Genomic DNA, 25,241 nt, shown 5'->3' on the forward strand with positions numbered 1-25,241 from the left:
GGAAGCCTACATGCGCAAGCGCACGGGCGCTTTCGGCCCGCAGCGAACGCGGGGCCCCCGGATCGGCCAGCCGTGGCCCGGCCCCCCTCCTCTGACGTACGGTTGGCGCATGGGCTCCGATATTCCGTTCGGCTTCGGGAACTTGGGCGGCGACCTGCCCGACCCGAACGATCCGCGCGTGCAGCAGATGATGCAGCAGCTCCAGCAGATGATGGCGCAGTCGCTGACGTCAGGTCCGGTCAACTGGCAGCTCGCGCGCCAGCTCGCCGAGTCCGAGCTGGAGGCCGAGAACACCGTCGGCCCCGCCGACCAGGCGCACGTCGCGGAGGCCGTGCGCCTCGCCGACCTGTGGCTCGACTCGGTCGTCAACTGGCCCTCGGGGGTCACGGCCACCGACGCGTGGACCCGCAAGCAGTGGATCGCGCGCACCGAAGACTCCTGGAAGCAGCTCGCCGAGCCCCTCGCGGCCCAGATGGGCGAAGCGATGCAGACCCTCGTCCCCGAGGAGATGGCCGGGATGCTCGGCCCGATGGCCGACCTCATGAAGGGGGTCGGCTCGGCGCTGTTCGGCGCGCAGATGGGCCAGGCCCTCGCGAAGCTCGCCGGGGAGGTGCTGTCCTCCACCGAGGTCGGCCTGCCCCTGGGGAAGACCGGTGTCGCGGCGCTCCTGCCCGGCAACATCGCCGCCTACGCCGAGGGCCTGGAGCTCCCGGTCGAGGAGGTGCGCCTGTTCGTGGCGCTGCGCGAGGCGGCCGCCCACCGCCTGTTCACGCACGCGTCGTGGCTGCGCGCCCACCTGCTCGGCGCTTTGGAGGCGTACGCGCGGGAGATCCGCATCGACGAGGCCGCCATCGAGGAGGCCATGTCGGAGATGGACCTCACCGACCAGGAGGCGGCGGCGACGCTCGACCTCAGCGAGGTGTTCAAGCCCGAGGACACCGAGCAGCAGAAGGCCGCGCTGGCGCGGCTGGCGACGACCCTGGCGCTCATCGCCGGGTGGATCAACACGGTCGTGGCCGAGGCGGTCGGCGAGCGGCTGCCGACCATGGACCGGCTCATGGAGTCGACGCGGCGGCGCCGCGCCTCCGGCGGGCCGGTCGAGCAGACGTTCGAGGCGCTCGTCGGGCTCCAGCTCGACCAGGCGAAGGTGCGGGCGGCGGAGCGGCTGTGGCAGTCGCTGGCCGAGGCCCGCGGGACCGAGGGGCGCGAGGCGGTGTGGGCGCACCCGGACCTGATGCCGAGCGCCGCCGACCTGGAGCGGCCCGAGTCGTTCGCGGCGGTGTCCGAGGCCCTGGAGGACCTGGACCTGTCGATGTTCGACGAGCTCGCGGTGAACGACCCGAAGGACGACGACGGGGACGAGCCCGAGGAGAAGTAGGCGTCGGGCAGCGCCTCGCGGCCGGCCGCCTCGGCGGTCGGCTCGGTGCGCTCCGGTGCTTAGCGGGGGTCGCTGGCCTCGGCGTCGGCGATGCCTTCGAGGTAGCCGCGGGCCCGCTCGGCCTTGGTGTAGCGGCCGACCATGTCCCAGAACGGGCGCGAGTGGTCGTGGTGGACCAGGTGCGCCAGCTCGTGGAGCAGGACGTAGTCGATGACCCACGACGGCATCATGGCGAGCCGGCGCGAGAGCCGGATCGAGCCGTCGGAGGGGGTGCACGAGCCCCAGCGGCGGTGCTGGTTGTCGACCCAGCGGACGCTCTCGGGACGGGCGCATTCGGGGTGGTCGGGGTAGTAGCGCCGGGCGAGCCTGACGGCCCGGTCCCGCAGGGCGTCGTCGGACGCGCGGCCGTCGCGGGCCTCGCGCTTCTGGAGCCTCGCGAGCATGTGGTCGATCCATTCGCGCTCCTCTTTCTCAGAGAAGGCGTCCGGGATCATGACGACCACGCGGCCTCGTTCTTCGTAGGCCGCTACGGTGGCACGGCGCCGGGGAGAGCGCCGCACTTCGACGGGGGGATGCACTTTGCGCGCCATGAACGCACACTAATCCGCGGGGGTGACAATCGCCTAACGCAGATGTCTCGATTGCGGCTTGCATGGTGCTATGCAATGAAAATCCCCTCGCCAGACTCCCGTATAGTGGGATCGGACGAGGGGTGGACCTTCCGGTCAGCGATCACGAGGCCTTGCCGAGGATCCGGTTCATCTTGGTGCCGCACACCGGGCACGTCCCCTTGGCCATCCGGCGGCCCGAGTCCGAGACGACGACGGTGCCCTCGAAGTCGCGCTTCTCGCGACACTTGACGCAGTACCCGTTGTAAGTCTCCGTAGCAGTAGCCACTGGTACCCCCCATGTAGCGACGGTCACGCTGTGCGACCGTTCAGCCTCAGAATGCCACAGATTTCACGCCTGTAAGTCCCGCCGCGCCGCTTCACCCGTGCGGGTGACACACGCGGGGCGCCCGCGGCCGGGCGTGATACAGCGAACGCGGTTCCGCTCCTCGCTCGACCTCCGCGACCGGGCCCGTCCGTGAGAGCATTGGGAACGTGAGCGACAGGCATGGACCCGCCCATTCGGGTGATGACCTCCCGCGCCGGGCGATCGTGCGGGGCATGAAACTCGCCTCGCTCCCCCTGGGGCTGGCGGGCCGGGCGACGGTGGGCCTCGGCAAGCGCGTGACCGGACTGGCCGACGAGATCCTCAGCGAGCAGGCGCAGCGGCGCACCGCCGAACACGTCTTCAGTGTGCTCGGGCAGCTCAAGGGGGGTGCGATGAAGCTCGGGCAGGCGCTGTCGATCTTCGAGGCGGCTCTCCCCGAGCACCTCGCCGCGCCCTACCGGCAGGCGCTGACGAAGCTCCAGAACGCGGCGCCGCCGCTCCCGGTGGCGAGCGTCCACGGCGTCCTGGAGCGCCAGATGGGCGCCGACTGGCGCGACCGGTTCGCCGAGTTCGACGACGCGCCCGCCGCGGCGGCGAGCATCGGCCAGGTGCACCGGGCGGTGTGGAAGGACGGGCGACCCGTCGCCGTCAAGATCCAGTACCCCGGCGCGGGCGACGCCCTGCGCTCGGACCTGCGGCACCTCTCGCGCATCGCCCCGATGTTCAAAGTGCTGCAACCGAACTTCGACGTCAAGAAGATCACCGTGGAGCTGCGCGAGCGGCTCCTCGAAGAGCTCGACTACGAGCTGGAGGCGTCCACGCAGCAGCAGTTCGCCGAGGCGTTCAGGGACGACCCGCTCATCGCGGTCCCCGAGGTCGTCCACGCCAGCCCCGAGGTGCTCGTCACCGAGTGGCTCCCGGGGCGCCCGCTCGCGGAGGTCATCCGGGAGGGCACGCAGGAGGAGCGGGACGCGGCCGGGCTGCGCCTGTGCACCCTGCACTTCTCGGCGCCCAAGCGCGCCGGGCTCCTGCACGCCGACCCGCACCCGGGGAACTTCGCGATCGGCGAGGACGGGCGGCTCGTGGTCTACGACTTCGGCGCCGCCGCGCGGCTCCCCGGCGGGATGCCCGTGCAGGTGGGCCGCCTGACGCGGCTGACGCTCGACGGCCGGGCCGACGACGTCGTCGCGGGCCTGCGCGGCGAGGGCTTCGTGCCGCCGTCGCTCGACATCGACGCGAAGGCGATGCTCGATCTGCTCGTGCCGATGCTGGAGCCGATCGCGGGCGACGAGTTCCGCTTCTCGCGCGAGTGGCTCCGCAAGGAGAGCGCGCGCCTCACCGGGCAGGGCTCGGAGGCCGCGAAGCTGAACAAGCAGCTGAGCTTCCCGCCCGCGTACCTGCTCATCCACCGCGTGACGATGGGCTCGATCGGGGTGCTGTGCCAGCTCGGCGCCGCCGCGAACTGGCGCGAGATCCTCGTGGAATGGCTCCCGGGCTTCGCCGACCCCGAGGCGACCGACCCGAACCGCCTCTAGGACAACGGAAAGGGCCCGCCCCCTCCCGGGGGCGGGCCCTTTCAGCCAACGCGGTTATCGCGCGGTCAATGCCTGCGGCGGCGGTGCTTCCCGCCGCGGAGGCCGACCCGCTTGTAACCGGCTTCGGTCCAGAGGCTCCTCATGCGGAGGCGTCCGAACATCTCGGTGGTCGGCGCCAGCGGCCGGACCGCCTCGACCTCCTCCGCGAGGGAGGGTCCGAGGTCTTGCACGCCGACGTCACGCTTCAGGTGGCGGCTCAGGTAGTCGACGGTCATGACACCGCCACCCCCGCGAGCGCGAGTTCCCGGGTGCGCGCGGCGAGCTCCGCCTGCGCGGCCTGCTCGACGAGCGCGGCGTCCTTGCGGGGCCGGCCGCGGGGCCGCTTGCGGGCCACGACGTTGCCCTTCTCGAAGATCTCGCCGCCCCACACGCCCCAGGGCTCGTGGCGCTCCAGGGCGCCGGTCAGGCACTCCAGGCGCACCGGGCAGTCGGCGCACAGGGACTTGGCGAACTCCAGCTCGGTGGGCTGCTCCGAGAACCACAGGTCGGCGTCGTACTCGCGGCAGGGGAGGTCGCTGCCGGTCTGGCAGGCCTGCTCTCGCAGCTCAGGCCCGATGAGGGTGTCGGTCATGGGCTCGGTCTCCTCTCTCGTGTCGATGGTCGGTCGCATCAGTGCTGTCTGAGGACTCAATTGCTTCGCAATCTGTCTCGTCTGTTCTTCTACTGACGGGCCGCGACCTGGCGTTTCACGCCATACAAAAAGGCCGCGATCCCGGTTGCGGGATTCGCGGCCTCGAGAGTTCCGAGCTGGGCTTTCTCCTGTAAGCCCAACAGGTGGTGTTCTCGAGGCGGTCTCCCGCGGGTGACGCCGTGACGCTTCTCGGAGCCGGTGAGAACCGGCTGCCAACCGAGCCCGGCGACTGCCGTGCTGCGTCCACGAAGGGTCTCGGCGCCCATATCGGTGGTGTCGACATTGCCGACGGTGCTCGGAGCCGTGATGTTGAGGACGGCAGCGGGCAGAGTGGTGCCACGGACCTGGGCGAAGACGGGCGCGATGTTCCGATACACGGCAATGGCCGACTCATGCGCGGACGCGCCGAAGGTCGTCGTCTGCTTGGGTTCGCTGAGCAGCAACATCGTCTACCCCTCCTTTCCGGGTTCCGTGGTCGTCATTGGTCTTCATCTCCTACATGCCGGGTCCTGAGGTGCACACCTCTCCCCGGCTTGAGCAACGCTACGCCCGTCATGTTCGGGAGCGCAACGTATTTTTCCGGGGTTTCGAAAGAAAGTTTTTGCGGTCGCCCGGAGAAGTCGTCAGGCCGCTTCGCACATCGCCACCGCGTCCTCCACGGCACCGCCGTTGACCAGGGAGAGGACGGCCGGACCGTACTTGTCGAGCTTGGACTTGCCGATGCCGTGGAGCGCCGCCAGCTCCCTGTCGGATCCCGGACAGCGCTCCGCGATAGCGATCAGCGTCACATCCGTGAAGACGGTGAAGGCCGGCTTGCCGTCGCGCTTGGCGACGGTGACCCGCCAGTCGCGGAGGCGCTCGAACAGCTCCTCGTCCATCGTGGCCGGGCAGTCGGCGCAGTGGCCGAGCTTGCGGTCGCGGGCATCGGTGAGCGGCTTGCCGCAGCCGGAGCAGTCGAGGACCTTCGCGGTCTTCTTGGCGGAGCGGGGTTTTCCGGGCGCGGGCTCGGGCGTCTTCGGGAAGCCGCCGAGGCCGAGCGGGGCGAGGAACCGGGTGAGGCGCCGCTCGCGCCCGCCGGAGGTGCGGGCGAGGCCGTAGGAGAGCTGGAGGCGCTCGCGGGCGCGCGTGATGCCGACGTACAGCAGGCGACGCTCCTCTTCGAGCGCGGTCTCGGTGCGCGCGAACGTGGTCGGGAGGGTCCCGTCGGCGAGGCCGACGAGGAACACGGCGTCCCATTCGAGGCCCTTGGCGGCGTGGAGGCTCGCGAGGGTGACCCCTTCGACGGCGGGCGCGTGCTGCTCCGAGGCGCGGCGGCCGAGTTCCGCGCAGAACGCGTCGAGGTCCGGGTCGGGGCCGTCCTGGTCAGGGTCGGCCCGGTGGTGGTCGAGGAACTGCTCGGCGAGCGCGGCGAGCGCGGCGACGGCCTCCCACGCTTCGCGCTGGGCCCCACCGGAAGGGGCGGCGTCGGCGCGCCAGCCGACCGCGTCGAGCGCGGCGGCGACGGCTTCGGTCAGCGGCATCCGCCCGATGTCGGTCTTGGCGGCCGAGCGCATCGCGACGACGGCCTGGCGGACCTCGGGCCGGTCGAAGAAGCGGGCCGCGCCGGTGACGACGGTCGGCACGCCGTAGGAGGCGAGCGCCTCTTCATAGGCCTGGGACTGGGCGTTGGTGCGGTAGAGGACCGCGATCTCGGAGGGGCTGGTGCCGTCGGCGATGAGCTGGCGGCAGCGGCGCGCGATCATGTCGGCCTCTTCGGCCTCGTCGGCGAAGACCTCGGCGGCGACGGCGGGCCCGTCGGGCCGCTGGCCGATGAGTTCGAGGCGCATCTTCGCCTCGCGCCCTTTGGACTCGCCGATGATCTGGTTGGCGAGGCCCACGACCTGCGGCGTGGACCGGTAGTCGCGCACGAGGCGCACCAGCTGGGCGTTCGGGTGCTTGCGGGTGAAGCCGAGGAGGTGCTCCGAGGTGGCGCCGGTGAAGGAGTAGATGGTCTGGCTGGCGTCGCCGACGACGGTGATGTCGTCGCGGTCGCCGAGCCACGCGTCGAGCAGGCGCTGCTGGAGCGGGGTGACGTCCTGGTACTCGTCGACGACGAAGAACCGGTACTGGCTGCGGATGCGGTCGGCGGCCGACTCGTCCTCCGCGATCATGTCGGCGGTGTGGGCGAGCACGTCGGCGAAGTCCATGACCCCGGCGCGGCGCTTCGCCTCGATGTAGGCGGCGTAGACCTTCGCGACGTCCTCGGGGGCCGCGGGCGCGTCGCGCCCGAGCGCGGCGATGGCGGTGACGTAGTCGTCGGGGCCGATCAGGGACGATGCGGCCCATTCGATCTCGGTGGTGAGGTCGAAGTTCTTGGCGCGGGAGGTCTGGAGCCCGGCGCGGGCGGCGGCGATCGCGGTGAACTTGAGCGTGGAGTCGACGAGCTCGGGCAGGCCGCCGCCGAAGCGGCGGGTGCCGAAGTAGCGGAGCTGGCGCAGGGCCGCGGAGTGGAAGGTGCGGGCGTTGACGCCGGAGACGCCGAGGCCGCGGAGGCGGTCGCGCATCTCCCCCGCGGCGCGCGCGGTGAACGTGACGGCCGTGACGTGCTGGCCGCGCATGTCGCCGCGCAGCACCCGCCAGGCGATCCGGTGCGTGACGGCGCGGGTCTTGCCGGTGCCGGCGCCCGCGAGGACGCAGACCGGCCCGGGCTCGGCGGTCACCGCCTCGCGCTGCTCAGGGTCGAGTCCGGAGAGGAGCAGGTGGATGGCCTCGTCGCGCGCGCTCATCCCGACAGTGTTCCAGAGGGCTCCGACGGAAACTCGGGGACCGCTCACCAGTATGGGGGCCAACGTGAGGAGTGACACGATCGGAGGAATGCCCCGGGGCGGTATCGCGTTATCGTCGATGGAGAAGGAGGATCGATGATCACCATGTACAGCACCACCTGGTGCGGTTACTGCCGGCGGCTGAAGTCCGCGCTCGACCGGGAGGGCCTGGCCTACGAAGAGGTCAACATCGAGGAGGACCCGGCGGCCGCCGAGTTCGTCATGGGGGTCAACGGCGGCAACGCCACGGTCCCGACCGTCCGGTTCCCGGACGGCTCCGCGCTCACCAATCCCTCTCTGGCGCAGGTGAAAGAGAAGATCGCAGCTTGACCTGTGCCACATACCGAGACTATGGTCACGTTTAGGACACAAAGCCGGTACGATGCCCTATAGTTGACTCGTCAAGCTTGCTTAGCGACTTCGAGGGGTGGTCGCTAAGCATTCAGGCCCGGGATGGATCCGTCCCGGGCCTTTTCTCTGCCTCCAGCCCTCCCCGACCAGCGGAGCCCCCATGACCTCACCCCGCGCCGCCCTCGGCGTCACCCTCGTCCTCCTCGCCTCCCTGTTCTTCGGGGTCTGCGGACCCTTCGGCAAGGTCGTGATCCAGGCGGGGCTCACCCCGATCCAGGTCACCTGGCTGCGCATCTGCGGGGTCGGACTCCTCGCGCTCGCCGTCGCGGCCGTGCCGCTGGTGCGGACCCTCCGGAGCGGGACGCGGCTGCCGTGGGGCGCGCTGGCGCTGTTCGGGCTCACCGCCATCGCGGCGGTGCAGGCGTTCTACTTCATCGCGGTCGAGCGGCTGCCGGTCGGCATCGCGCTCCTGCTGGAGTTCATGGGGCCCATCGTGGTCGTCGCATGGGTGCGGTTCGTGCGGCGCACGATCCTGCCGCGCTCGGCCGTCATCGGCGTGCTCCTGAGCCTCGTCGGCCTGTGCATCGTCGTGGAGGTCTGGTCGGGCCTGCGCCTCGACGCGGTCGGCCTCATCGCGGGCTCCGCGGCCGCGGCGTGCCAGGCGACCTATTTCCTCTCTGGTGAGAAGCTCACGGCCCGAGTCGATGTGCGGGTGCTCCTCGCGGTCGGCTTCGCCGCCGGCGCGGTCGCCCTCGCCCCGCTCGCGGCCCCGTGGACCCTCGACTGGGCGGTCCTGTCCTCTGAGGTGACGCTCGGCGGCGTCGACACGACGGGCCTGGTGAGCATCATCGCACTCGTGGCGTGCACCGCCGTCGCGTACGGCCTGGGCCTGAGCGGCCTGCGGTTCGTCTCCGCACCGGTCGCCGGGGCCATCGGCTACGCCGAAGTCGTGGTGGCCTCCCTCGCCGCCTGGGCGCTCCTCGGCGAGGCCCTGACGATCCCGCAGGTCGTCGGCGGCCTCGTCGTCATCGCCGGCGTCTTCACCGCGCAGCGCGCGGTCGCCGCCAAGCGCACCGGCGTCGAGGAAGAGGCCGAGGAAGCCGCTGTGACGAAGGTCTAGCGGCCGCCTTCTTCTTCGAGCCAGTTCTCGATCAGGAAGCGCGCCACGGAGATCCGGACCGCGCTCGGGGTGCCGTCGGCGGTGTCGACCCACATTTGGCGGACCTCGTCGGCGGTGAACCAGCGGGCGTCGGCGATCTCCTCGGCTTGCAGCGCAAGGGTCTGCGACGGGTCGGCGGTGGCTCGGTACGCGAGCATGAGCGAGCGCGGGTAGGGCCACGGCTGGCTGGAGACGTAGTCGAGGCGGTCGAGGCGGATGCCGACCTCCTCGGCGACCTCGCGGTGGACGGCGGCCTCGGCGGACTCGCCGGGCTCGACGAACCCGGCGATGCACGCGTACCGGCCGCTGCGCGTGGACTGCACGGACGCGCCGATCGTGTTCTGCGCCACCGCGGGTTTCGGCTGGCCGCCGTACCGCTGGTGCTGCGCGAGGAGCACCCGGTCGGCGCCGTCGTCGATGAGGACGATCACGGCCGGGTCGGTGCGCGGGAACACCGGGCGCCCGTTGGCGCCCGACAGCTCCCACCCGGCCATGCGGGCGCTGAGCGGCTCGCCGGTGGTCGGGTGGAACCGGTAGGTCGCGTGCCAGTGGCCGATCCCGATGGCCTCCACGGCGACCGCGAGGTCGCGGGGCGCCCAGGTCGGCTTGATCCAGCGGCCCGGGAGCCCCTCGGGGAGGTCCGCGAAGACCGCGAACACCGGCGGGTCCTCGCCGCCGAGGTAGACGCGCGGGCCGTCGGGCGCGGTGCCCGCGTCGTAGTAGCGCAGGCCGTCCTCGTCGGCGTCGATGCGCTCCCGCTCGGGGTCGCAGACGACGATCTGCGCCTTCTCCCAGGCGTCGCCGAGCCAGGCGTCGTCGCCGCGGTGGGCGGCGAACCGGTCGACCTCGTCGACCGCGAGCGGCGGGTGCATCATGGCGCGGCGATCTCCCCCAGCTCGGCGAGCGACTCGCGGATCTCGGCGCCGTCGCCGAGGACGACGGTCACCGCGCGGTCGGGGTCGAGGCGCTCGGCCGCGACCCGCCGCACGTCCTCGGGCGTGACGGCCCGCAGCCGCTCGGAGTGCTCGGCGAGCCACGACAGCGGCAGCCCCGCGGCGGCGAGCACGGAGATGTAGTTCGCGACGCCCGCCTGCGTGGCGGTGGCGAGCTTGATCGACCCGAGCGCGTACCGGCGCGCGAGGTCGAGCTCCTCTGCGGCGGGCGGGTTCTCGGCCATGCCGCGCAGCTCGGCGCGGACCTCGGCGAGCGCGGGGGCGGTCACCTCGGTGGCGACGTCCACGGCGGCGAGCTGGATCGACCCGGCCGGGGCGTGGTCGACGCGCGAGCGCGGCGAGTACCCGTAGCCCTTCGTCTCGCGCAGGTTCATGACCAGGCGCGAGGTGAAGTAGCCGCCGAAGACGAGGTTGGCGAGGTGCTGGGCCGCGTTGTCCGGGTGGGTCCGCTCGACCGCCGGGTAGGCGACGCGGATCGCGGACTGGACGGAGCCGGGCCGGTCGACCAGGACGAGCGGGCCCGGTTCGATGCCCGGGAGCGGCTCCATCGTGCGGGGCTCGCCCGCGCCGTTCCAGTCGCCGAGGGCCTTCTCGACGGCCGCGAACGCGCTGTCGGGGTCGATGTCGCCGACGATGACGAGGCGGGCGCCGGCGGGGTGGACGCGCGAGGCGTGCAGTGCGAGCACGGCCTCGCGCTCGACGGCGGCGACCTCGGCGGCCGTGGGCTGCTGGTGGCCGTACGGGTGGCCTTCCCAGAGGCGCGCGTCGAGGACGCGGTTGACCTGGAAGTCGGGCTGCTGCTCGGCGACCGAGAGGCTGTCGATGATGCGGGACCGTTCGACCTCGAAGGGCGACTCGGGGTACTCGGCGGCCTTGAGGACGTCGCCGAGGGTCTCCAGGAGTTCGGGGAGCCCGGTGGCGAGGCTGTTGCCGGACACGGCGATCCGGTCCGGGTCGGCCCCGGCGCCGAGGGCGCCGCCGACGCTCTGGAGGCGGCGGGCGATGTCGGTCAGCGACGCGGTCTCGGTGCCCGCGAACAGGGTCGAGGCGAGGAGGTCGGCGGCGGCGAGGTCGGTGTGCGCGGCCGGGATCGACAGGCGCACCTCGGCGAGCGGGACGCCGGGGCGGCGCGTGAGCAGCACCCGGAGGCCGTTCGGGAGGGTCCGCTCGATCGGGACCGGCAGGGACAGCGGGACTTCCGGCGCGAGACCGGGGACGGGAATGCTGCTCACTGGGCTCCTCCGGGAACGACTTCGAGGACGGCGCGGCGGTTCGGCGTCAGCGCGGCGGCGGCCTGCGCGACGGATTCCGCGGTGACCTCGCCGAGCAGGGCCGCGAAGCGGGTCGACATGGCGGCGTCGCCGTGGAAGATCTCGGCGGTCGCGAACCGGCGCGAGCGGCCCATGACCGAGTCGTCGCCGCGCAGCAGCTGGGCGGCGACGCGGGCCTTGACGCGGTCGAGCTCGGCTTCGTCGACGCCGTCGGCGACGCGCGCGAGCTCCTCGTCGACGGTGCCGAGGACGGTGTCGACGGCGGTGCCCGGCGGCAGGAACGCCTGCACGAGCATCACCGTCGGCCCGCGGGACGCGAAGGGCTCGGCCATGAACGTGCAGTGCGCGGCCACGGCGGTCGCGGCGCGGTCGGTGTGGACGAGCCGCTCGACCAGGCGCGACGCGTCGCCGTCGGTGAGCAGTTCGCCGAGGACCACGTACGGGAGGAACGCGTCGAGCTCGGCGACCGGGTCGGGCACGCGCCAGGCCGCGGCGACGGCCGGGAGGGTCGCGCGCTCGTCGGTGTAGGAGAGGCGGCGCTCGGCCGTCAGGTCGGGCTCGTCGAACGACGGGTGGACGGGCGCGGGGCGCGCCTCGACGTTCCCGAAGTGGCGTTCGACCAGGTCGCGCGCGGTTTCGAGGTCGAAGTCCCCGGCGACGGACAGGACCGCGTTCGAGGCCGGGTAGTAGGAGTCGAAGAACGAGCGCGCGTCGTCGACGGTGGCCGCGTCGAGGTCGACGAAGGAGCCGTAGCCGTCGTGGGAGTTCGCGAACGTGTCGAACATGACCGGCGGGAGCTTGATCCACGGGAAGCCGCCGTAGGGGCGGTTGAGGACGTTGACCCGGATCTCCTCCTTGACGACGCTCACCTGGTTGGCGAGGTTCTCCTCGGTGATCGCGGGGCCCCGCATGCGGTCGGCCTCCAGGAACAGGGCCAGTTCGAGGCCGTTCGAGGGGAGGAGGTTGAAGTAGTCGGTGTAGTCGATGTGGGTCGAGCCGTTGAAGGTGCCGCCCGCGGATTGGACGTGGCGCATGTGCTCGGCCTTGCCGACGTTGTGCGAGCCCTGGAACATCATGTGCTCGAACAGGTGGGCGAAGCCGGTGCGCCCTTCGGGCTCGGACCGCATCCCCACGTCGTAGACCACGGCGACGCCGACGACGGGCGCCCCAGGGTCGGGCGCGAGGACCACGCGCAGTCCGTTCGCGAGTCGGAACCGCTCGATCGCGAACGCCGGAGCCGGAATCGTCGCAACAGTCATGGTCGGAACCCTATCTCAGCTCGGTGTCGTTCCGATGACGCGGCGTTCGTCACAGCCCCTTGGATTCGGCACGAATTCCTGCTTGACTTCTAGGCTATGAACTCGCAGCACATCGAACGCATCAGCGACGCCGACCGCGCCGCCGCGTCGTGCTGCCGAATGTGCGCCAGCTGAGGGCTCCCGCACCGCCGCGCCCCGAAGCGGCGATCACCCACAGCGAAAGCGACCTCCTCTTCCCATGGACTCCAGTCCCAGCATCCGCCTGTCCGGCGTCACGAAGCGCTTCGGCGACCTCGTCGCGCTCGACGACGTGTCCCTTGACGTCGCGCCCGGCGAGATCTTCGGCATCCTCGGCCGCTCCGGCGCCGGCAAGTCGACCCTGCTGCGCACCGCGAACCTCCTCACCCGCCCCGACGCGGGCACCGTCGAGGTCGCCGGCCGCGACCTGACGGCCCTGCGCGGCCGCGAGCTGCGCGAGGCCCGGTCCCAGACCGCGATGATCTTCCAGCACTTCAACCTCCTGTCGAACCGCAACGCGGCCTCGAACGTGGCGCTCCCCTTGCGGTTCCGGGGCGTGAAGCGGGCCGCGCGCCGCGAGCGCGCCCTGGAGCTGCTCGACCTGGTCGGCCTGTCCGACAAGGCGAAGGCGTACCCGGGGCAGCTCTCGGGCGGCCAGCGCCAGCGCCTGGCGATCGCGCGGGCGCTCGCGTCCGGTCCCGACGTGCTCCTCTCCGACGAGGCCACGAGCGCGCTCGACACCGACACGACGGACGAGATCCTCGACCTGCTCGCTCGGCTCAACCGCGACCTGGGGCTGACGGTCCTGCTCATCACGCACGAGCTGGAGGTCATCACCCGGATCTGCCACCGCGCGGCGGTGATGGAGTCCGGGCGGTTCGTGGAGATCGGGAACGTCCCCGAGCTCCTGGCCGACGCCGACTCGCGCCTGGGCGGCCAGGCGCGGCGCCTCGCGGCCCGCCTGCTCGGCGAGGAGGTGGCGCTGTGAACTCCAGCGACCGGCTCGTCGAGCTGCTCACCGAGGCGTTCTGGGAGACGCTCCACATCGTTTCGGTTGCGGGCCTTTGGACTCTGGTGGGCGGGCTGCTGCTCGGCACCGTCCTCTACATCACGTCGAAGACCGGCCCGAAGCCGATCGCGGTGGTGAACGCGCCGCTCGGCCTGATCGTGAACATCGGGCGCAGCGCGCCGTTCGTGCTGCTCATGGTCGCCGTCGTGCCCCTGACCCGCCTGATCACGGGGACGAGCATCGGCACGGAGGCGGCGATCGTGCCGCTGACGGTGGCATCGATTCCGTTCTTCGCGAGGCTCGTCGAAGGCGCGCTGCTGGAGGTCCAGCCGGGCCTCATTGAAGCGGCTCGCTCGATGGGCGCGTCGACTCCCGGCCTGGTGTGGCGAGTCGTGTTGCCCGAAGCGACGCCCGGCCTGATCCGCGGCTTCACGGTGACGCTCGTCGCGGTCGTCTCGTACTCGGCGATGGCCGGGATCGTGGGCGGCGGGGGCCTGGGCGACCTCGCGTACCGCTACGGCTACCAGCGCTTCGAGACCGAGTACATGATCTGGCCGCTCGTGATCCTCGTCGTGCTCGTGCAGCTGTTCCAAATCCTCGGCGACCGGTGCGCCCGCACCCTCGACCGCCGCTAAACCACTGATTTCCCTACCTTCATTAGGAGAAGACTATGTTCAATCGCCGTGCCCTGATCGGGACTTCGGTCGCCGCAGCCGCCGCTCTGACACTCGCCGCCTGCGGCAACGACTCCGGTGAGTCCGAGCCCACCGAGACGAACGGCACCGTCGTCGTGGCCGCGACGCCGGTCCCCCACGCGGACATCCTGAACTACATCGCCGAGAACCTGGCTGACGACGCCGGGCTGACGATCGAGGTCGAGGAGTTCACCGACTACGTGCAGCCGAACGTGGCGACCTCGGACGGCTCCGTGGACGCGAACTTCTTCCAGACCGAGCCGTACCTCGACGAGTACAACACCGCCAACGGCACCGACCTGGTGACCGTCGCGGCCGTGCACATCGAGCCGCTGGGCCTGTACTCGTCCTCGGTCGCCTCGGTCGAGGAGATCCCCGACGGCGCCCAGATCGCCATCCCCGGCGACGGCTCCAACGGCGGCCGCGCCCTCGCCCTCCTCGCCGACGCGGGCCTGATCACCCTCGCCGACGGCGTGGACGCGACCCTCGCCACCGAGGACGACATCGCCGAGAACCCGAAGAACCTGGAGTTCGTCCCCCTCGAAGCGGCCCAGCTCGCGCTCTCCCTGGAGGACGTCGACGCCGCCGTCATCAACGGCAACTACGCCCTTGAGGCCGACCTCAGCCCCGCCGAGGACGCCCTCTACTCCGAGTCGCCCGACGGCAACCCGTACGCCAACTACCTGGTGACCACCGCCGCCAACGCCGACAACGAGGACATCCAGAAGCTCGCCGACCTCCTCCAGTCCGACGAGGTCAAGCAGTTCATCCTCGACACCTGGGCCGACGGCTCCGTCGTCCCGGCCTCCTAACCAGGCCAAACACCTGCCCCAACCCGGTTGCACCGGCCTCCGCGCGCCACGTAAGATAGTTGCGGCCAGGCCGGGCAACCGGACGGGCCAAAGGGGTGTGGCGCAATTGGTAGCGCATCGGTCTCCAAAACCGAGGGTTGCAGGTTCGAGTCCTGTCGCCCCTGCAAGACCAGCATTATCCGAACACCGGGCCGTGATCAACGGCCCGGTGTTCGTCATTTCGGGCCCCAAATGACTGCGTTGCTCGGGCAGCAGTGGCGTGAACGGCGACCGGGTCTCGTCAGCGCTGACCTTCGGCTCCCCCATCGCTTCATCGACGTAGACGAGCAGTCGTTTGAAGAACGACCTGTGGAAGGTCTTGTGGAAATCCTCCGGCACCGATTTCAGCAGCCGCCGAGGATCATCCAGCAGTTGCAGCAGCATCGCGATCGCCTCACCAGCGCGCTCCACCTTGGCGTCGCCGACCTCGGCCAAGCGCTCGTCGATCGCTGCCAACTCATCACGCAGCCGCCGCATCTTGACCTCAAGTCGATCCTGCGGCCATTCAGGGTTGCCGACCAGATCGAGCAGGTGGTCCTGGTGGCTGACCAGCCGGTCGTGCTCGGCTTCCAGGTTCCGCCTCAGCGAAGCCGAGAGCGAGCCCTTCTGCCGTAGGGCCTTGTCGACTGCTGCCTGTAGTTCAGCCGCAGTCGAAGGCGGCACGTTCAAGGTCGCATAGTGGGCGGCGACCGCAGCCTCGATCTTCGCGACAGGCATCCTGGGCGTCTGGCAGTGCTTGCCTGCCTTGCCACTGCACAGGAAGTACGAGTACACGATGCCGCGCCGGTTCTTCACCGTGTCGAGGTAGAAGCGCGTGCGGCAGTTCGCACACCACAGAAGCCCTTTCAGCGGATGGTCGTGGACACGCTCGCGAGTGCCAGCGCCACGCTGGTTGATCAGCACGTCCTGGACCCGGTCGAACAACTCCTGGCTGACCAACGACTCGTGCCGGCCGTCGTACTCTTTGCCCTTGAAGACGACTCGGCCGAGATACCGCCGGTCACGGAGCAGTCGGCCGATGGTCTCGATGGTTACCGGCCGACCATTTGGCACGTCCTTCCTCGGGCGAGTCCGCAGCCCCGCCTCCGTCACGGCGCGCTGGAGATCCTTGAAGCCGTAGCGCCCAGTAGCGTAGAGCTTGAACATCGTGACGACGAAGGGCGCCCGCTCGGCATCGACGGCGACCGTCCGCACTTCGCGGCCGTCGATCCTCTCCCCCACGTTCAGATAGCCGAGCGGAGCAGTGCCGGGGATGCCACCACGAGAAGCCTTCGCGGCCATCTTGAAGGCGACATCCGCCCCAGATGCGCGGGACTGGTACTCGTTTACGCCGTCGAGGATCGCAGCCACCAAGTCCCCGATGTAGCTGTCCTCGGTGTAATCCATGATCGAGACCAACTGCACGCCGAGCTTCCGAAGCTCTCGACGAGTGATCGCCGCGTCGGTGGTGTCGCGGTGCATGCGCGAGCGGGCGTAGACCACGATCGCATCAACGTCTTTGCTGTTCCTGACTCGCGCCATCATCTCTTGGAACTTTGGCCGTCCGTCTACCGTCATCGCCGATCGACCTGGCTCGACGTATTCCTCTACGACCTCCATCCCGAGCTCTTCAGCCTTCCGCAGGCAGGCTTTGCGCTGCGCGGGGATGGAGTTCCCCTCGGGGTCATAATCGGTGTCGACTTGGCTGCGGGAGGACACCCGCAGGTACAGCACTGCTCGCTTCTTCTTGTTGATTTCACTCATGAGCCGTCGGCCTTCCGATCGTCGTCGTCGGTACGGCCCGCCACAGGTTCGGACTCGTCGTCACGCTCAGCCATCGCAAGGGCAGCGTCAACCAGCGTTGCGGCGAGCGATCGAACGTCGAATTCCTCGCGCAGTTCTCCAACCACGCGGACTCTGATGTCTCCGGCACCCATGGCAGTCACCGCCCGGCACCGGGGTAGCGGCGGGTTGATGCCACCGTAGGCCGACTCCACGGGGCCATCAAGCACCCCGGAGTACGTCGCTCCGAATGGAAGAACTTACTCCGGATCAGGTGCGGGATGCGCCACGAAAAGGGCAGGCAAAAGAAGAGTGATGAGGTGCGGTGTTCCACACAGGTGTCCCACCGGCATTGCGAATCCAGCTCTGGTGACCATCCATCTTACAGCATGAATCACTCTAAGTTGATTTCTGCTCACTTTCACGGAAGCTCGGCCAGTAACCGCCCCCAGCATCCCAAGGCAGTAACCGCCTCTCGGACGTTCTTCCGAAGGCAACGGCGCCGGTAACCGCCAGGTGCGCAGGCTTTCGTTTCAAGTCCGGTTACTCGATGTTCTTTCTCTATGAGTCCTCCTGCTGCGCTGAACAGGTCGACTCGAGAAATTGCTCAGCGCGCGAGCAGATGGGAGGTGCAGCTTGGCCGCCAGGCGTACCCCAGGCAAGAACACCGGCGACTTCGACGAGATCGCCGGTCGGCTGATGGAGCGTGACTTCGCGATCATCGGGACCCTCGCACGCCACAAGATCATGGCCGCCGGGATGTTGGAGGCGCTGTTCTTTCCCTCGGCCCATTCAGCGGCGGCTCGTCTTCTGACCCTGTACGAGATGGGCGTCCTGTCGCGATGGCGCAACCCCTCGAGCCGCGCCTACCGCTACGTCCTGGGTTGGCGCGGCCAGTACCTCCACGCTTTGCGCACCGATGAGAAGCCCCCGACCAAGGCGAACGCAGCGTTCAAGGCCCAACAGCACTTCCTGTCCGCGCACTGTCCCCACACCGAGGGCATCAACGCGTTCTACTGCCGCCTCATGCGCGCGGCACGCTTCAGGGGCGATGTCGAAATCGACTGGCAGTTCGAGCCATACAGCGCCTATAGCGGCATGCGCTGCGACGCGAGCGTCACCCTTACCTGGAACGACGGACGGCAGCTCTGGTTCTGGTTCGAGCACGACCGGGGCACGGAAACACTGCAGCGCCTGGCCGACAAGGTCTCGAGCTACAAGAAGCACATCTCGAACCACCAGTATGAAAAGGCGGTGTTGCTGATCGAGGTTCCTACCGCCAGCCGACTGGCGAACCTCCTCCCGCTGGCCACCGAGCTGTGGGACGAGAGCCATCTGCGCAATACGCGCCTCAGCAAGCTCACCGTCGCCGCCAGCTCTGCAACCCAGGCCGAGCGGACGTTCACCAAGCCTGAGACGTTCCCCGATCCCTTCAACGACCCGCGTTGGAACGTGCTCGGCCGCGACTTGCCTGTCGCTCTCGGGGAGCTGCCCGGGATCGCCGATGAGATCGCGAATCGGCCGATCGTTTGGGATTGGGACCCGGAGGTCGGCCCCTGAAGGTCGACCCCAAGGCAGGACCGCGGACTGCCCCAGCCGTTGACGAACTCCGGTCATCCAACGTATGCGCAGGTCAATGACATGGCGTGCGGTTACTGGCCAGCCCGACATATATACATATCCCCCAGGGCGAAAAAGAAAGGGTCGGGCCGTCCGGTTCGCTGGCCGGAACCTCCTCGTTCGCCTTGGGCTGCTTCGTATCCTCTCCAGTGCTACGTATTCCCGGGTCCCATGGTTAGGATCGACGGGTGCAGACGGGTCTGGTCAACGAAGCGCGAGCGCTCGCGGAGAGGGAGCTGAGTGAATCGCTGCCGCGCCGGTGGAGGCACGTTACCGCGGTAGCTGCGAAGGCCGAACGTCTCGCCACTCTGCTGCCCGCTGAGCGCGACCGACTCGCTCTCGTAGCCGCCGCAGTACTGCATGACGTCGGGTACGCGCCCTCCGTCGCGGTAACCGGCTTTCACCCGCTCGACGGGGCCCGGTGGCTGCAGTCGATCAAGTTCGACGGTCGAGTAGCAGCGCTCGTCGCCCACCACACGAATGCCCTAGTAGAAGCTGAGCTGCGTGGTCTCGCTGCCGACCTCCTCGATGAATTCGATCGGGAGGATTCCCCGGTTACTGACCTGCTTTGGTTCTGCGACCTGACTACCGGCCCGGATGGCCAGGATTTCTCGGTCCAAGAGCGCGTCGAGGAGGTTCGCCAGCGCTACGGCCTAGCTCAGTGGTTCGGGAGTTCATCAACCGAAGCGCCGGGGTCTTCCACGAAGTGGCGAAGCGGGTGGAAGCATTGTTCCCACCATCTCACCCGATGTAGGGCTCCGCAAGCCGCTTCAGACCATGGTCAATGCGCATCCGCATAGACGGGTTGATCGAGAGATCGTCAAGCTCATCAGGCGCGATCCAGGCAACGCGGACCGATTCAGCACTCGAAGCTAGTCGGCCCCCGGTCGGCCTCGCTCGGAACGCGATCGAGAACTGCTGGCGGACTTCGCCATCTCCGTATTCGATGAGGTGACCCGGATCGGTGTACAGCCCGATGATGCCGATGACCTCGATGTCGAGCCCGGTTTCTTCCTTGGCCTCACGGACCGCTGTGTCCGCGATGCGCTCACCGAGATCATGGCCGCCACCCGGCAGAGCCCAGTCGCCATTGTCGGAGCGTTGGATGAGCAGCACCCGGCCCTCGTCATTGGTCACGAAGGCGACCGTTGACGGCACAACACTGTTGGGCTCTGGAGCATCAGGGTTGTTGATGTGGTCGATGCGGCTCATGGCCTCACCTTCCCATGACCGCCGGTCCAGGAATCGCGAGACGCGGACCAGACCCGATCGAAGCTGTCGGCGTAAGAGTTGAACAGGGTCCCGCCCGCGAGCCTGCGTAGGTGCAAAACGGGGGCATGGGCGGCTGGGAACCCGTAGAGATGCGTGTTGACCGGCATCTCGTCGTCGTACCGGTAGATGCTGTTGTACAGGGTCGCGGTGTGAAACCCCACGAAGACGCCCTCGGTCTCTCGCAGTTTCTCGTAGAAGGACAAAACGTTGCGTATCTTGGCGGCGAGCGCTTGACCGATGCCTTCCTCGCGTCCGCGCGTCGCGACGGCTTCACAGTCAGGATCACCCAGCAGCACCGTGATCTTGGTTCCCGCCCTCGCCTTCGCCTTCAGCGCGTCGATCAGGTCGGGATCATGCTCGGGCAGGAAGAGGCCCGCGTAGACGAGGATGCCGATCCGTTCAGTGGCATTGTCGAACAGCCTCCGCCAGAGGTCACTTGGAACCTGGAATCGGCGCGGGTAGGTGCAGATCACTTCCGACTGCGAGACACGCGCCTGCCGATCCGCGGTGTCGATGCTTGGCCAGAGGTACTCCTCGGTCTCGTCGAGCATCGCAGCGAGGGCGGAGCGGTGCCTTGGGTAAGGAGTCCGTCCCCTGCTGATCCAGCGCCGCACCGTCTTGGCATCGACTTCAAGGTCGTCCGCTAGAGCCTCGGGCGTAACCCCCGCGGCCTGCATGGCGTCTTTCAATCTCTCGTTCGGCATGAGGACACCCACCCAGGGACGAGTTCGGTTGCGGAGGACGTCTTTTCGCGTCCCATTGTGTAGTTCTAACGTCCCCGTCTGTCAAGCACCATCCTTTGTATGCCGTTTTTCACCAGGTCAAGGCAGGGCGGCGTAGACGAAACCATTCGATCGGATGAAGGGAGACCGATGATGGCGGAACCAGCTACACAACCCGGGACGGTCAAGTCAGAAGTGCTCGGAGAATGGTTTACGGACAACGGAAACCAGCTGACGCTGCTGGCCCGACCGGGCACCGGCTACGCCTCGGTGTGGCTGTCGTACCACGGCCAGCCGGTGAAGATCGGTCGCGCGCTCCACGCAGTAGGGGTTGTCCGCGAGGTTCGCTGGGAAGGCCTCTGGGCCGAGCAGACCGACGCGTGGAAGTCCCAACAGCGCAGCCACATCACAGCGCTCATCGCTGCCCGCCACGCCGGCCAGCCTCCAGCACCCAAAGCCGAACTCCCATCCAGCGTCCTCGGCACCTTCAACATCGACGGCTTCCGGTTCGCCGTCGAACCGACGCTCGCACCCGAGCACGCGGTGCTCAGCGTCATCAACGTGTCCGGCGGGCTGACTCCGGTAGCCGATCTCCTCCACGACAACGGCCACCTCTGCGGCCTGGCACCCCGCCCAGGCTGGAAGTCAACACCAGAAGACCGCAAGCGCCGCTGGCGACGCGAGTCGGAAGCGATCCTGACCCAAGCCACGGCCTAAGGCCGTCTCTAACTTTTCTCTTCTGCGGGGCACGCCGGGTGGACGGCGTGCCCCGCCCCCAAGAACTCAGGAACGCGGGCAGCGCGACGGATGGCCTTGGTCCCGCCACTCCGCAGCGCGCGATTCATCCCCGGATTCCAACAAAGAGAGGCACATGCTCATCCTTACCTGGAACCTCGAGGACCTTCAACAGGATCTCGCCATTCGCGGTAACACGCTAGTTCGCGCGGGACCCCGGGTCGAGGCGCTCACCAACGCTGCCGCAAGCTTCGGAGCCAACATCGGCGCGAAGTCGACGGAGTGAAGGTCCTGGAAGTGGCTAACTCACATTAAAGACACCCACCGCATGATGCGCTATCTCTTCGAGGCGAAGCGAATCCAGCTCTCAGCCAATCCAGCATTGGCGAAAGATCTGCAAGTCCAAGACCTTCGGAGCCAAGGCTCTCTTCTGGCATTTAGCAACGGCCACTTCTTTACTGCAGCCTGCGGCAATTATGTCGGCACCAACAACTGGGCATCCAGTGGAGATCAAAACCTTTCGCAAACCCAAAACAAGCAGATTCAAGAGAAACCAAGAGTATCTTCAGTTCAAAATATCATCCGCAAATTTCACGATCGATACTTACATTCGAATCGGCACTTAACTGGCAACGCTTATAGCCGCGGCACGAGAGAATACGAATCCAGGCGGAATGTCGATCAAGACAACGATATAGAAGAGTCGCCCCGTGACAGCGCAAACACAGCGCAGCTTTTCACGACGCTCACTCGCCCGAGCAAACTCCTGAGGCCTTGAGTGAACCTCAATCTGAACAGTATGTCGACTAGAACAAAACGGACATTTGCTGATAGATTGGCTCTGTACTCGTCTTCCCATTACGAGACACTCCCCAAGAAGTCTGCTTGGCTCGGGCGGCAGAACCCGACTCCAGACATCATACAACTTCGCGAGGAGTAATCGCGTTCGAGTTCAGGCCACTCCGTATTTACCAACTCGGAGACGTCCGGCAGACTCGCCGAGTACAGGGAGATTCGAAGTCTCCCTGACTTTGGGCGACCGAATTGAAAACATTGCGAAGCCTCACCCGCACTGGAAGACTGAGACTAAAAGGCCTCGACGACCGGCAATGAGTTGTCATCGACGTCCGAGTAGATATCCACAGGTGGCCCCCATACTTCCTGAGCCTCTTGGCCCAAGGCCTCAATAGTCTCCAATGCTCGGCGCTGCTGAGCATATGCTTCTTGAAGTTGTTGAGCCCTAACTATCTGCTCCGACAATGCAGGGAGGGGCGGAAGGGGAAATTCGAGCAGCTTCTCCGCGCTTTCAAGTCGAGTCCGGTTACTTGTTCCGGTAGCGAATCCGTACAGCATCTCCTGCGCAGCCTTAGTACGCAGCAGGATCTGAACATACTCAGGCACGGCCTCAACACCCGGGCGTACACGGTACGGATACATCTCCTTGCTCATAACAAGCCCTGCAACGTCTTGACCAGCAACAGCAATTGCTCCATGCACTAGATCGATTGATGAAAGAATAAGATCCCCATTCTCAACAACCCACAAGGAACGGGGAGAGTACGCAACCGATGCCCGCCCTTTATAAGCGACGGTCCCAGTCCTCGTGGCTACCGCAAAGTCATATTCGCCAGTCCTGGATGCTGGCGGGTGTTTAACCGAAGCGATTTCGAGAACATCACCAAAAGAGATAAGTTTGCCGTGCTTAGCCAGCAATTCCTCACGTCTTTGATTGAACCGCGCATGATAGAAGTCGAGTCGATCACTACGATGTCCTTCGGGGGAGCGGGCGATAAATGCAGTCGAGTGACCCGGAACTGACTGCGCTGCTGAAAGTGCTGTTCTTTCGTCAATATACTTTCCGCGGTAGGATTTCTCAATAGCGGAGCAGAAGTAGCGGTAAAAGTCACGAACAAGTGGCAGATCATTGCCAATCCATTTCCCAACCGCATTGTACCCGACGCGCTCGGCATGTGCATAGAAAATCGGTTCACGCTGACTTAGGCTCATATCTGGCTTCTTGGAAAGAAACAAGATCGAAGTCTTCGCGTCTGTGTGGGCCAAATATTTGAAAGCGTCCCGCGACAGACTAACTACGCCCTTTACAAAAAAGTGCGTACGAATGAAGTCTCGGACATGTGCATACTCAGGCGTGTTAAGAACCGCTTCGTCTACGACAATGGCGGCCTGGCCACCAGCCCACTCCACCTTCTCACCCGGGAGTCGTTCTGCCTTCAGGTACTGCGCGATGGCCCCAATAAATAGAGCGCCGCCCTTCAACATCCTTCCGCGGGGACGCCGCGTGACGGTGTCTTGTGCTATTTTGGTACGAAGCTCTGCTATCTCGGCGTTGATAGCGTCAAGCCGACTATTGAGACGAGATATCGTTGATTGCGCAGATCCGGTGTCCTGTAGGGCTCGACGAATCTTCTCCTGAACATCGTCTCGCTTTTCATACAGTTTCGCCAGCTGTGTTTCCTCAAGAGTCTCGAGCGGAACCACACCGAGCCAATTATAGAATGTCTCGGCCTTCACGACGAGCGAATCAGCATCCCAGTGTCCCGCCGTGAAAACCGAAGCCAGTCGTTCCCATTCGGATTCTGCTACCAGATAGTCAGTATCTCCGAGCGGTGGATTTGTAAGAACTACATCGACCGAGCTATTTATCCCGCTAGTAGAATTCGGAAGAACCGGATGATGCCCAAGCGTTAGACCATTTGCGGAAACTACGCCTGATTTGCCGTCACCATGGATGAACATATTCATCTTGGCAATTGTGGCAACCCATTCGTCGATGTCCGTGCCGATAAGTTGATCTCTGCGGATAGACTCTTCGATCTTGGATCGATCTCGGGAAGATCGATCCGAATCATCAAGCATGGCATCCATAGCGGAGATCAGGAAGCGACCAGTACCAACCGCCGGATCGAGCACTCGATCGGTAGAGCGAATCTGGACGATTTCTGCACAGAAATCAACAACTTGCTGCGGGGTAAAGAATTGCCCAACTCGCGTATCCTTGTCACCTCTACGGGCGAGAGTCTCGAATACTGCACCAAGAATATCGACTCTTCCTGCATGAAAGTCGTAGTTGTCGAACACTGGCAGGATCAAAGTCTCGACCAGATCATCGCTTAGCTTATTATGCAAGAACTGCTCATTGGAGCGGCGCTGAAGCAGATCAGCCGCCTTAAGCTCGTCCTCTTCGGCGATTTCATGAAGAAGGAGTTCAACAAGTCGATTTTCAAATTGCCTCTGCGTAGTCTTTGCAACACTAGCTGACCATTCGCGGAAACCGTCGGCCGTAAATCTATTTGGCTTGCCAGTTTGCCTCTGCGATCGCTCCTCGAAGAGCCTAAGAAAGGCAAGGTAAACAAGACTAATGTTTGCATTATTTCCGGTTATGCCGTGAGATCGGAACTTGTTTTCAACGTGTTCGAGTTGCTTCTTTAGTTCCCGCTCTCTCAGAGCATCAAATTCACGACTTTCCTCTTCAAGAGCATCGGCAAGTTCGTTGTCTTCGGGGAAGATCGTCGATTGAATGAGGAGGCGAGCTCGAGCGTCATCAACCGCTTTATCCCATTGTTCAAACAACTGCTTCAGTCGAACACTGGGATAAAGAGCTGCGTCCGAAGTCATCAACTTATCAATCATCAGTTGAATGGCTTCGAAGTCTACCGCGAGGACTCGGCCAAGTCGTCCATCACGTTCGTTGCGACGGTTATAGAGATCACGGAAGTTCATGCTCATTCGCGCTGAAGTTCGCGGAGACACATAAAGCAGACCGTAACTGTCAAACTCGCGCTCTTTGATTTTCCGTTCGAGATGATCCGTAACCGCAGCGAACTCTCCATCCGCCGCAGAGCCTTTGCGCTTAGTCACCTCTACCAAGACCAGGTGCCGGTTCTGCCGGTCGATGATCTCAATGTCTGGTTTTCCGCCAGGAGAGTGCCGGCTACCTGCGTTGCTGCCGTGATGGACTACCTCACACCCTCTCGGCTCAAACGCAGCTTTCAGTTCGGCTGCAAGCTGCTGCTCGAGCTCTAGTGATGCGTCGAGGTCGTCATAGCGGCTAGCCATTGAATGTTGAATCCTCTCATGGCCTGACAGGGCTGCTTCGGGTCGAGCCTAGAGATGATATAGGAGTTTGGCACCTCATCCCCTGCCAGGTTCGGCTAGAAGTGTGGCAGGGCTTCCACCATAGCGCCGAGACGTATTTCCCCA

Annotated in this window: 23 protein-coding genes, 1 tRNA gene and 2 pseudogenes; 13 read left to right on the top strand and 13 right to left on the bottom strand. The window is 66.3% G+C overall.

From position 1 onward, the window contains the following. Positions 1–109 precede the first annotated feature (109 nt). Entirely contained in the window at positions 110–1,378 is a 1,269-nt protein-coding gene (locus B0I28_RS23765; protein ID WP_106366357.1) for a zinc-dependent metalloprotease, read from the top strand. 59 nt (positions 1,379–1,437) lie between these two features. On the opposite strand, the gene B0I28_RS23770 is transcribed toward B0I28_RS23765, so the two are convergent. Together B0I28_RS23770 and B0I28_RS27475 are read right to left on the bottom strand one after the other, a co-directional pair. Next, entirely contained in the window at positions 1,438–1,968 is a 531-nt protein-coding gene (locus tag B0I28_RS23770; protein ID WP_106366358.1) for a M48 metallopeptidase family protein, read from the bottom strand. A gap of 142 nt (positions 1,969–2,110) precedes the next feature. Further along, a complete protein-coding gene (locus B0I28_RS27475) occupies positions 2,111–2,275 on the bottom strand; it encodes a DUF5679 domain-containing protein (protein WP_181245930.1) in 165 nt (54 codons plus the stop codon). A 272-nt stretch (positions 2,276–2,547) separates the two neighbouring features. On the opposite strand from B0I28_RS27475, the gene B0I28_RS23775 reads away from it, so the two are divergent. Continuing rightward, entirely contained in the window at positions 2,548–3,849 is a 1,302-nt protein-coding gene (locus tag B0I28_RS23775; protein WP_106366359.1) for an ABC1 kinase family protein, read from the top strand. Positions 3,850–3,914: 65 nt separating this feature from the next. On the opposite strand, the gene B0I28_RS23780 is transcribed toward B0I28_RS23775, so the two are convergent. From B0I28_RS23780 to B0I28_RS23795, 4 genes are all read right to left on the bottom strand, one after another. Then, positions 3,915–4,124, bottom strand: a complete 210-nt coding sequence (locus tag B0I28_RS23780) for a hypothetical protein (RefSeq protein ID WP_106366360.1) — start codon at positions 4,122–4,124, stop codon at positions 3,915–3,917. Then, positions 4,121–4,480: a WhiB family transcriptional regulator gene (locus B0I28_RS23785; protein ID WP_106366464.1), complete on the bottom strand. Its 360-nt coding sequence runs from the start codon at positions 4,478–4,480 to the stop codon at positions 4,121–4,123. The genes B0I28_RS23780 and B0I28_RS23785 overlap by 4 nt, the downstream gene beginning before the upstream one ends. Before the next feature lie 89 nt (positions 4,481–4,569). Next, entirely contained in the window at positions 4,570–4,986 is a 417-nt protein-coding gene (locus B0I28_RS23790) for a hypothetical protein (protein ID WP_106366361.1), read from the bottom strand. A 177-nt stretch (positions 4,987–5,163) separates the two neighbouring features. Continuing rightward, on the bottom strand, positions 5,164–7,305 hold the full coding sequence (locus B0I28_RS23795; protein ID WP_106366362.1) for an ATP-dependent DNA helicase UvrD2: 2,142 nt from the start codon (positions 7,303–7,305) through the stop codon (positions 5,164–5,166). A 135-nt stretch (positions 7,306–7,440) separates the two neighbouring features. Between B0I28_RS23795 and B0I28_RS23800 the strand changes: the two genes are divergently transcribed. Both B0I28_RS23800 and B0I28_RS23805 read left to right on the top strand, forming a co-directional pair. Further along, positions 7,441–7,674 carry a mycoredoxin gene (locus B0I28_RS23800; protein ID WP_106366363.1) on the top strand — a complete coding sequence of 78 codons (234 nt, stop codon included), beginning with the start codon at positions 7,441–7,443 and terminating at the stop codon, positions 7,672–7,674. Between the two features lie 181 nt (positions 7,675–7,855). Next, a complete protein-coding gene (locus B0I28_RS23805) occupies positions 7,856–8,815 on the top strand; it encodes an EamA family transporter (RefSeq protein WP_106366364.1) in 960 nt (319 codons plus the stop codon). On the opposite strand, the gene nudC is transcribed toward B0I28_RS23805, so the two are convergent. Genes nudC through B0I28_RS23820 form a run of 3 tightly spaced genes read right to left on the bottom strand, consistent with a single transcriptional unit; the run spans position 8,812 to position 12,337 of the window. Next, positions 8,812–9,729 carry an NAD(+) diphosphatase gene (gene nudC / locus B0I28_RS23810; RefSeq protein WP_106366365.1) on the bottom strand — a complete coding sequence of 306 codons (918 nt, stop codon included), beginning with the start codon at positions 9,727–9,729 and terminating at the stop codon, positions 8,812–8,814. The genes B0I28_RS23805 and nudC overlap by 4 nt on opposite strands. Beyond that, entirely contained in the window at positions 9,726–11,039 is a 1,314-nt protein-coding gene (locus tag B0I28_RS23815) for a M16 family metallopeptidase (RefSeq protein ID WP_106366366.1), read from the bottom strand. Before B0I28_RS23815 ends, nudC begins: the two co-directional genes overlap by 4 nt. Continuing rightward, on the bottom strand, positions 11,036–12,337 hold the full coding sequence (locus B0I28_RS23820) for a M16 family metallopeptidase (RefSeq protein WP_106366367.1): 1,302 nt from the start codon (positions 12,335–12,337) through the stop codon (positions 11,036–11,038). The genes B0I28_RS23815 and B0I28_RS23820 overlap by 4 nt, the downstream gene beginning before the upstream one ends. Positions 12,338–12,575: 238 nt before the next feature. Here B0I28_RS23820 and B0I28_RS23825 point away from each other — a divergent pair. The 5 genes and pseudogenes from B0I28_RS23825 to B0I28_RS23845 all read left to right on the top strand — a co-directional run. Continuing rightward, positions 12,576–13,295 (top strand): annotated as a pseudogene (locus tag B0I28_RS23825) (methionine ABC transporter ATP-binding protein); the annotation flags it as partial. Positions 13,296–13,339: 44 nt separating this feature from the next. After that, positions 13,340–13,999 carry a methionine ABC transporter permease gene (locus B0I28_RS23830; protein WP_106366369.1) on the top strand — a complete coding sequence of 220 codons (660 nt, stop codon included), beginning with the start codon at positions 13,340–13,342 and terminating at the stop codon, positions 13,997–13,999. Positions 14,000–14,034: 35 nt separating this feature from the next. After that, positions 14,035–14,871: a MetQ/NlpA family ABC transporter substrate-binding protein gene (locus B0I28_RS23835; RefSeq protein WP_106366370.1), complete on the top strand. Its 837-nt coding sequence runs from the start codon at positions 14,035–14,037 to the stop codon at positions 14,869–14,871. Between the two features lie 91 nt (positions 14,872–14,962). Beyond that, positions 14,963–15,035, top strand: a tRNA-Trp gene (locus B0I28_RS23840). Positions 15,036–15,102: 67 nt separating this feature from the next. Next, entirely contained in the window at positions 15,103–15,525 is a 423-nt protein-coding gene (locus B0I28_RS23845) for a hypothetical protein (protein ID WP_146148218.1), read from the top strand. Positions 15,526–15,597: 72 nt separating this feature from the next. Here the strand turns inward: B0I28_RS23845 and B0I28_RS28685 are convergent. After that, positions 15,598–16,653 (bottom strand): annotated as a pseudogene (locus tag B0I28_RS28685) (recombinase family protein); the annotation flags it as partial. A gap of 654 nt (positions 16,654–17,307) precedes the next feature. Between B0I28_RS28685 and B0I28_RS23860 the strand changes: the two are divergent. Both B0I28_RS23860 and B0I28_RS28565 read left to right on the top strand, forming a co-directional pair. Beyond that, entirely contained in the window at positions 17,308–18,231 is a 924-nt protein-coding gene (locus B0I28_RS23860; RefSeq protein ID WP_106366372.1) for a replication-relaxation family protein, read from the top strand. A 248-nt stretch (positions 18,232–18,479) separates the two neighbouring features. Then, positions 18,480–19,091 (top strand): HD domain-containing protein, encoded by a 612-nt coding sequence (locus B0I28_RS28565; protein ID WP_219926958.1) that lies wholly within the window; start codon positions 18,480–18,482, stop codon positions 19,089–19,091. Here the strand turns inward: B0I28_RS28565 and B0I28_RS23870 are convergent. After that, complete coding sequence (locus tag B0I28_RS23870) at positions 19,033–19,503, bottom strand: NUDIX domain-containing protein (RefSeq protein WP_106366373.1); 471 nt, start codon at positions 19,501–19,503, stop codon at positions 19,033–19,035. The genes B0I28_RS28565 and B0I28_RS23870 overlap by 59 nt on opposite strands. After that, positions 19,500–20,267 (bottom strand): helix-turn-helix domain-containing protein, encoded by a 768-nt coding sequence (locus B0I28_RS23875; RefSeq protein ID WP_106366465.1) that lies wholly within the window; start codon positions 20,265–20,267, stop codon positions 19,500–19,502. The genes B0I28_RS23870 and B0I28_RS23875 overlap by 4 nt, the downstream gene beginning before the upstream one ends. A gap of 171 nt (positions 20,268–20,438) precedes the next feature. Here B0I28_RS23875 and B0I28_RS23880 point away from each other — a divergent pair, with 171 nt between their 5' ends. Further along, a complete protein-coding gene (locus B0I28_RS23880) occupies positions 20,439–21,002 on the top strand; it encodes a hypothetical protein (RefSeq protein WP_181245931.1) in 564 nt (187 codons plus the stop codon). Between the two features lie 346 nt (positions 21,003–21,348). Further along, entirely contained in the window at positions 21,349–21,798 is a 450-nt protein-coding gene (locus B0I28_RS26990; protein WP_146148220.1) for a hypothetical protein, read from the top strand. 308 nt (positions 21,799–22,106) lie between these two features. Here the strand turns inward: B0I28_RS26990 and B0I28_RS23885 are convergent, their stop codons facing one another. Further along, positions 22,107–25,097 carry an N-6 DNA methylase gene (locus B0I28_RS23885; protein WP_106366466.1) on the bottom strand — a complete coding sequence of 997 codons (2,991 nt, stop codon included), beginning with the start codon at positions 25,095–25,097 and terminating at the stop codon, positions 22,107–22,109. Positions 25,098–25,241: the final 144 nt, after the last annotated feature.

The sequence above is a fragment of the Glycomyces artemisiae genome (assembly GCF_003002955.1).
GTDB lineage: Bacteria > Actinomycetota > Actinomycetes > Mycobacteriales > Micromonosporaceae > Glycomyces > Glycomyces artemisiae.

Excerpts from the sequence above, each read along its gene's own strand:
- B0I28_RS23805 (WP_106366364.1), top strand. The coding sequence starts at position 7,856 with ATGACCTCACCCCGCGCCGCCCTCGGCGTCACCCTCGTCCTCCTCGCC.
- B0I28_RS23780 (WP_106366360.1), bottom strand. The coding sequence starts at position 4,124 with ATGACCGTCGACTACCTGAGCCGCCACCTGAAGCGTGACGTCGGCGTG.
- B0I28_RS23880 (WP_181245931.1), top strand. The coding sequence starts at position 20,439 with ATGGCGGAACCAGCTACACAACCCGGGACGGTCAAGTCAGAAGTGCTC.
- B0I28_RS26990 (WP_146148220.1), top strand. The coding sequence starts at position 21,349 with ATGATGCGCTATCTCTTCGAGGCGAAGCGAATCCAGCTCTCAGCCAAT.
- B0I28_RS23795 (WP_106366362.1), bottom strand. The coding sequence starts at position 7,305 with ATGAGCGCGCGCGACGAGGCCATCCACCTGCTCCTCTCCGGACTCGAC.
- B0I28_RS23835 (WP_106366370.1), top strand. The coding sequence starts at position 14,035 with ATGTTCAATCGCCGTGCCCTGATCGGGACTTCGGTCGCCGCAGCCGCC.
- B0I28_RS23875 (WP_106366465.1), bottom strand. The coding sequence starts at position 20,267 with ATGCCGAACGAGAGATTGAAAGACGCCATGCAGGCCGCGGGGGTTACG.
- B0I28_RS23785 (WP_106366464.1), bottom strand. The coding sequence starts at position 4,480 with ATGACCGACACCCTCATCGGGCCTGAGCTGCGAGAGCAGGCCTGCCAG.
- B0I28_RS23820 (WP_106366367.1), bottom strand. The coding sequence starts at position 12,337 with ATGACTGTTGCGACGATTCCGGCTCCGGCGTTCGCGATCGAGCGGTTC.
- B0I28_RS23845 (WP_146148218.1), top strand. The coding sequence starts at position 15,103 with ATGACTGCGTTGCTCGGGCAGCAGTGGCGTGAACGGCGACCGGGTCTC.
- nudC (WP_106366365.1), bottom strand. The coding sequence starts at position 9,729 with ATGATGCACCCGCCGCTCGCGGTCGACGAGGTCGACCGGTTCGCCGCC.
- B0I28_RS23790 (WP_106366361.1), bottom strand. The coding sequence starts at position 4,986 with ATGTTGCTGCTCAGCGAACCCAAGCAGACGACGACCTTCGGCGCGTCC.
- B0I28_RS23885 (WP_106366466.1), bottom strand. The coding sequence starts at position 25,097 with ATGGCTAGCCGCTATGACGACCTCGACGCATCACTAGAGCTCGAGCAG.
- B0I28_RS23770 (WP_106366358.1), bottom strand. The coding sequence starts at position 1,968 with ATGGCGCGCAAAGTGCATCCCCCCGTCGAAGTGCGGCGCTCTCCCCGG.
- B0I28_RS23800 (WP_106366363.1), top strand. The coding sequence starts at position 7,441 with ATGATCACCATGTACAGCACCACCTGGTGCGGTTACTGCCGGCGGCTG.
- B0I28_RS23765 (WP_106366357.1), top strand. The coding sequence starts at position 110 with ATGGGCTCCGATATTCCGTTCGGCTTCGGGAACTTGGGCGGCGACCTG.
- B0I28_RS23775 (WP_106366359.1), top strand. The coding sequence starts at position 2,548 with ATGAAACTCGCCTCGCTCCCCCTGGGGCTGGCGGGCCGGGCGACGGTG.
- B0I28_RS23870 (WP_106366373.1), bottom strand. The coding sequence starts at position 19,503 with ATGAGCCGCATCGACCACATCAACAACCCTGATGCTCCAGAGCCCAAC.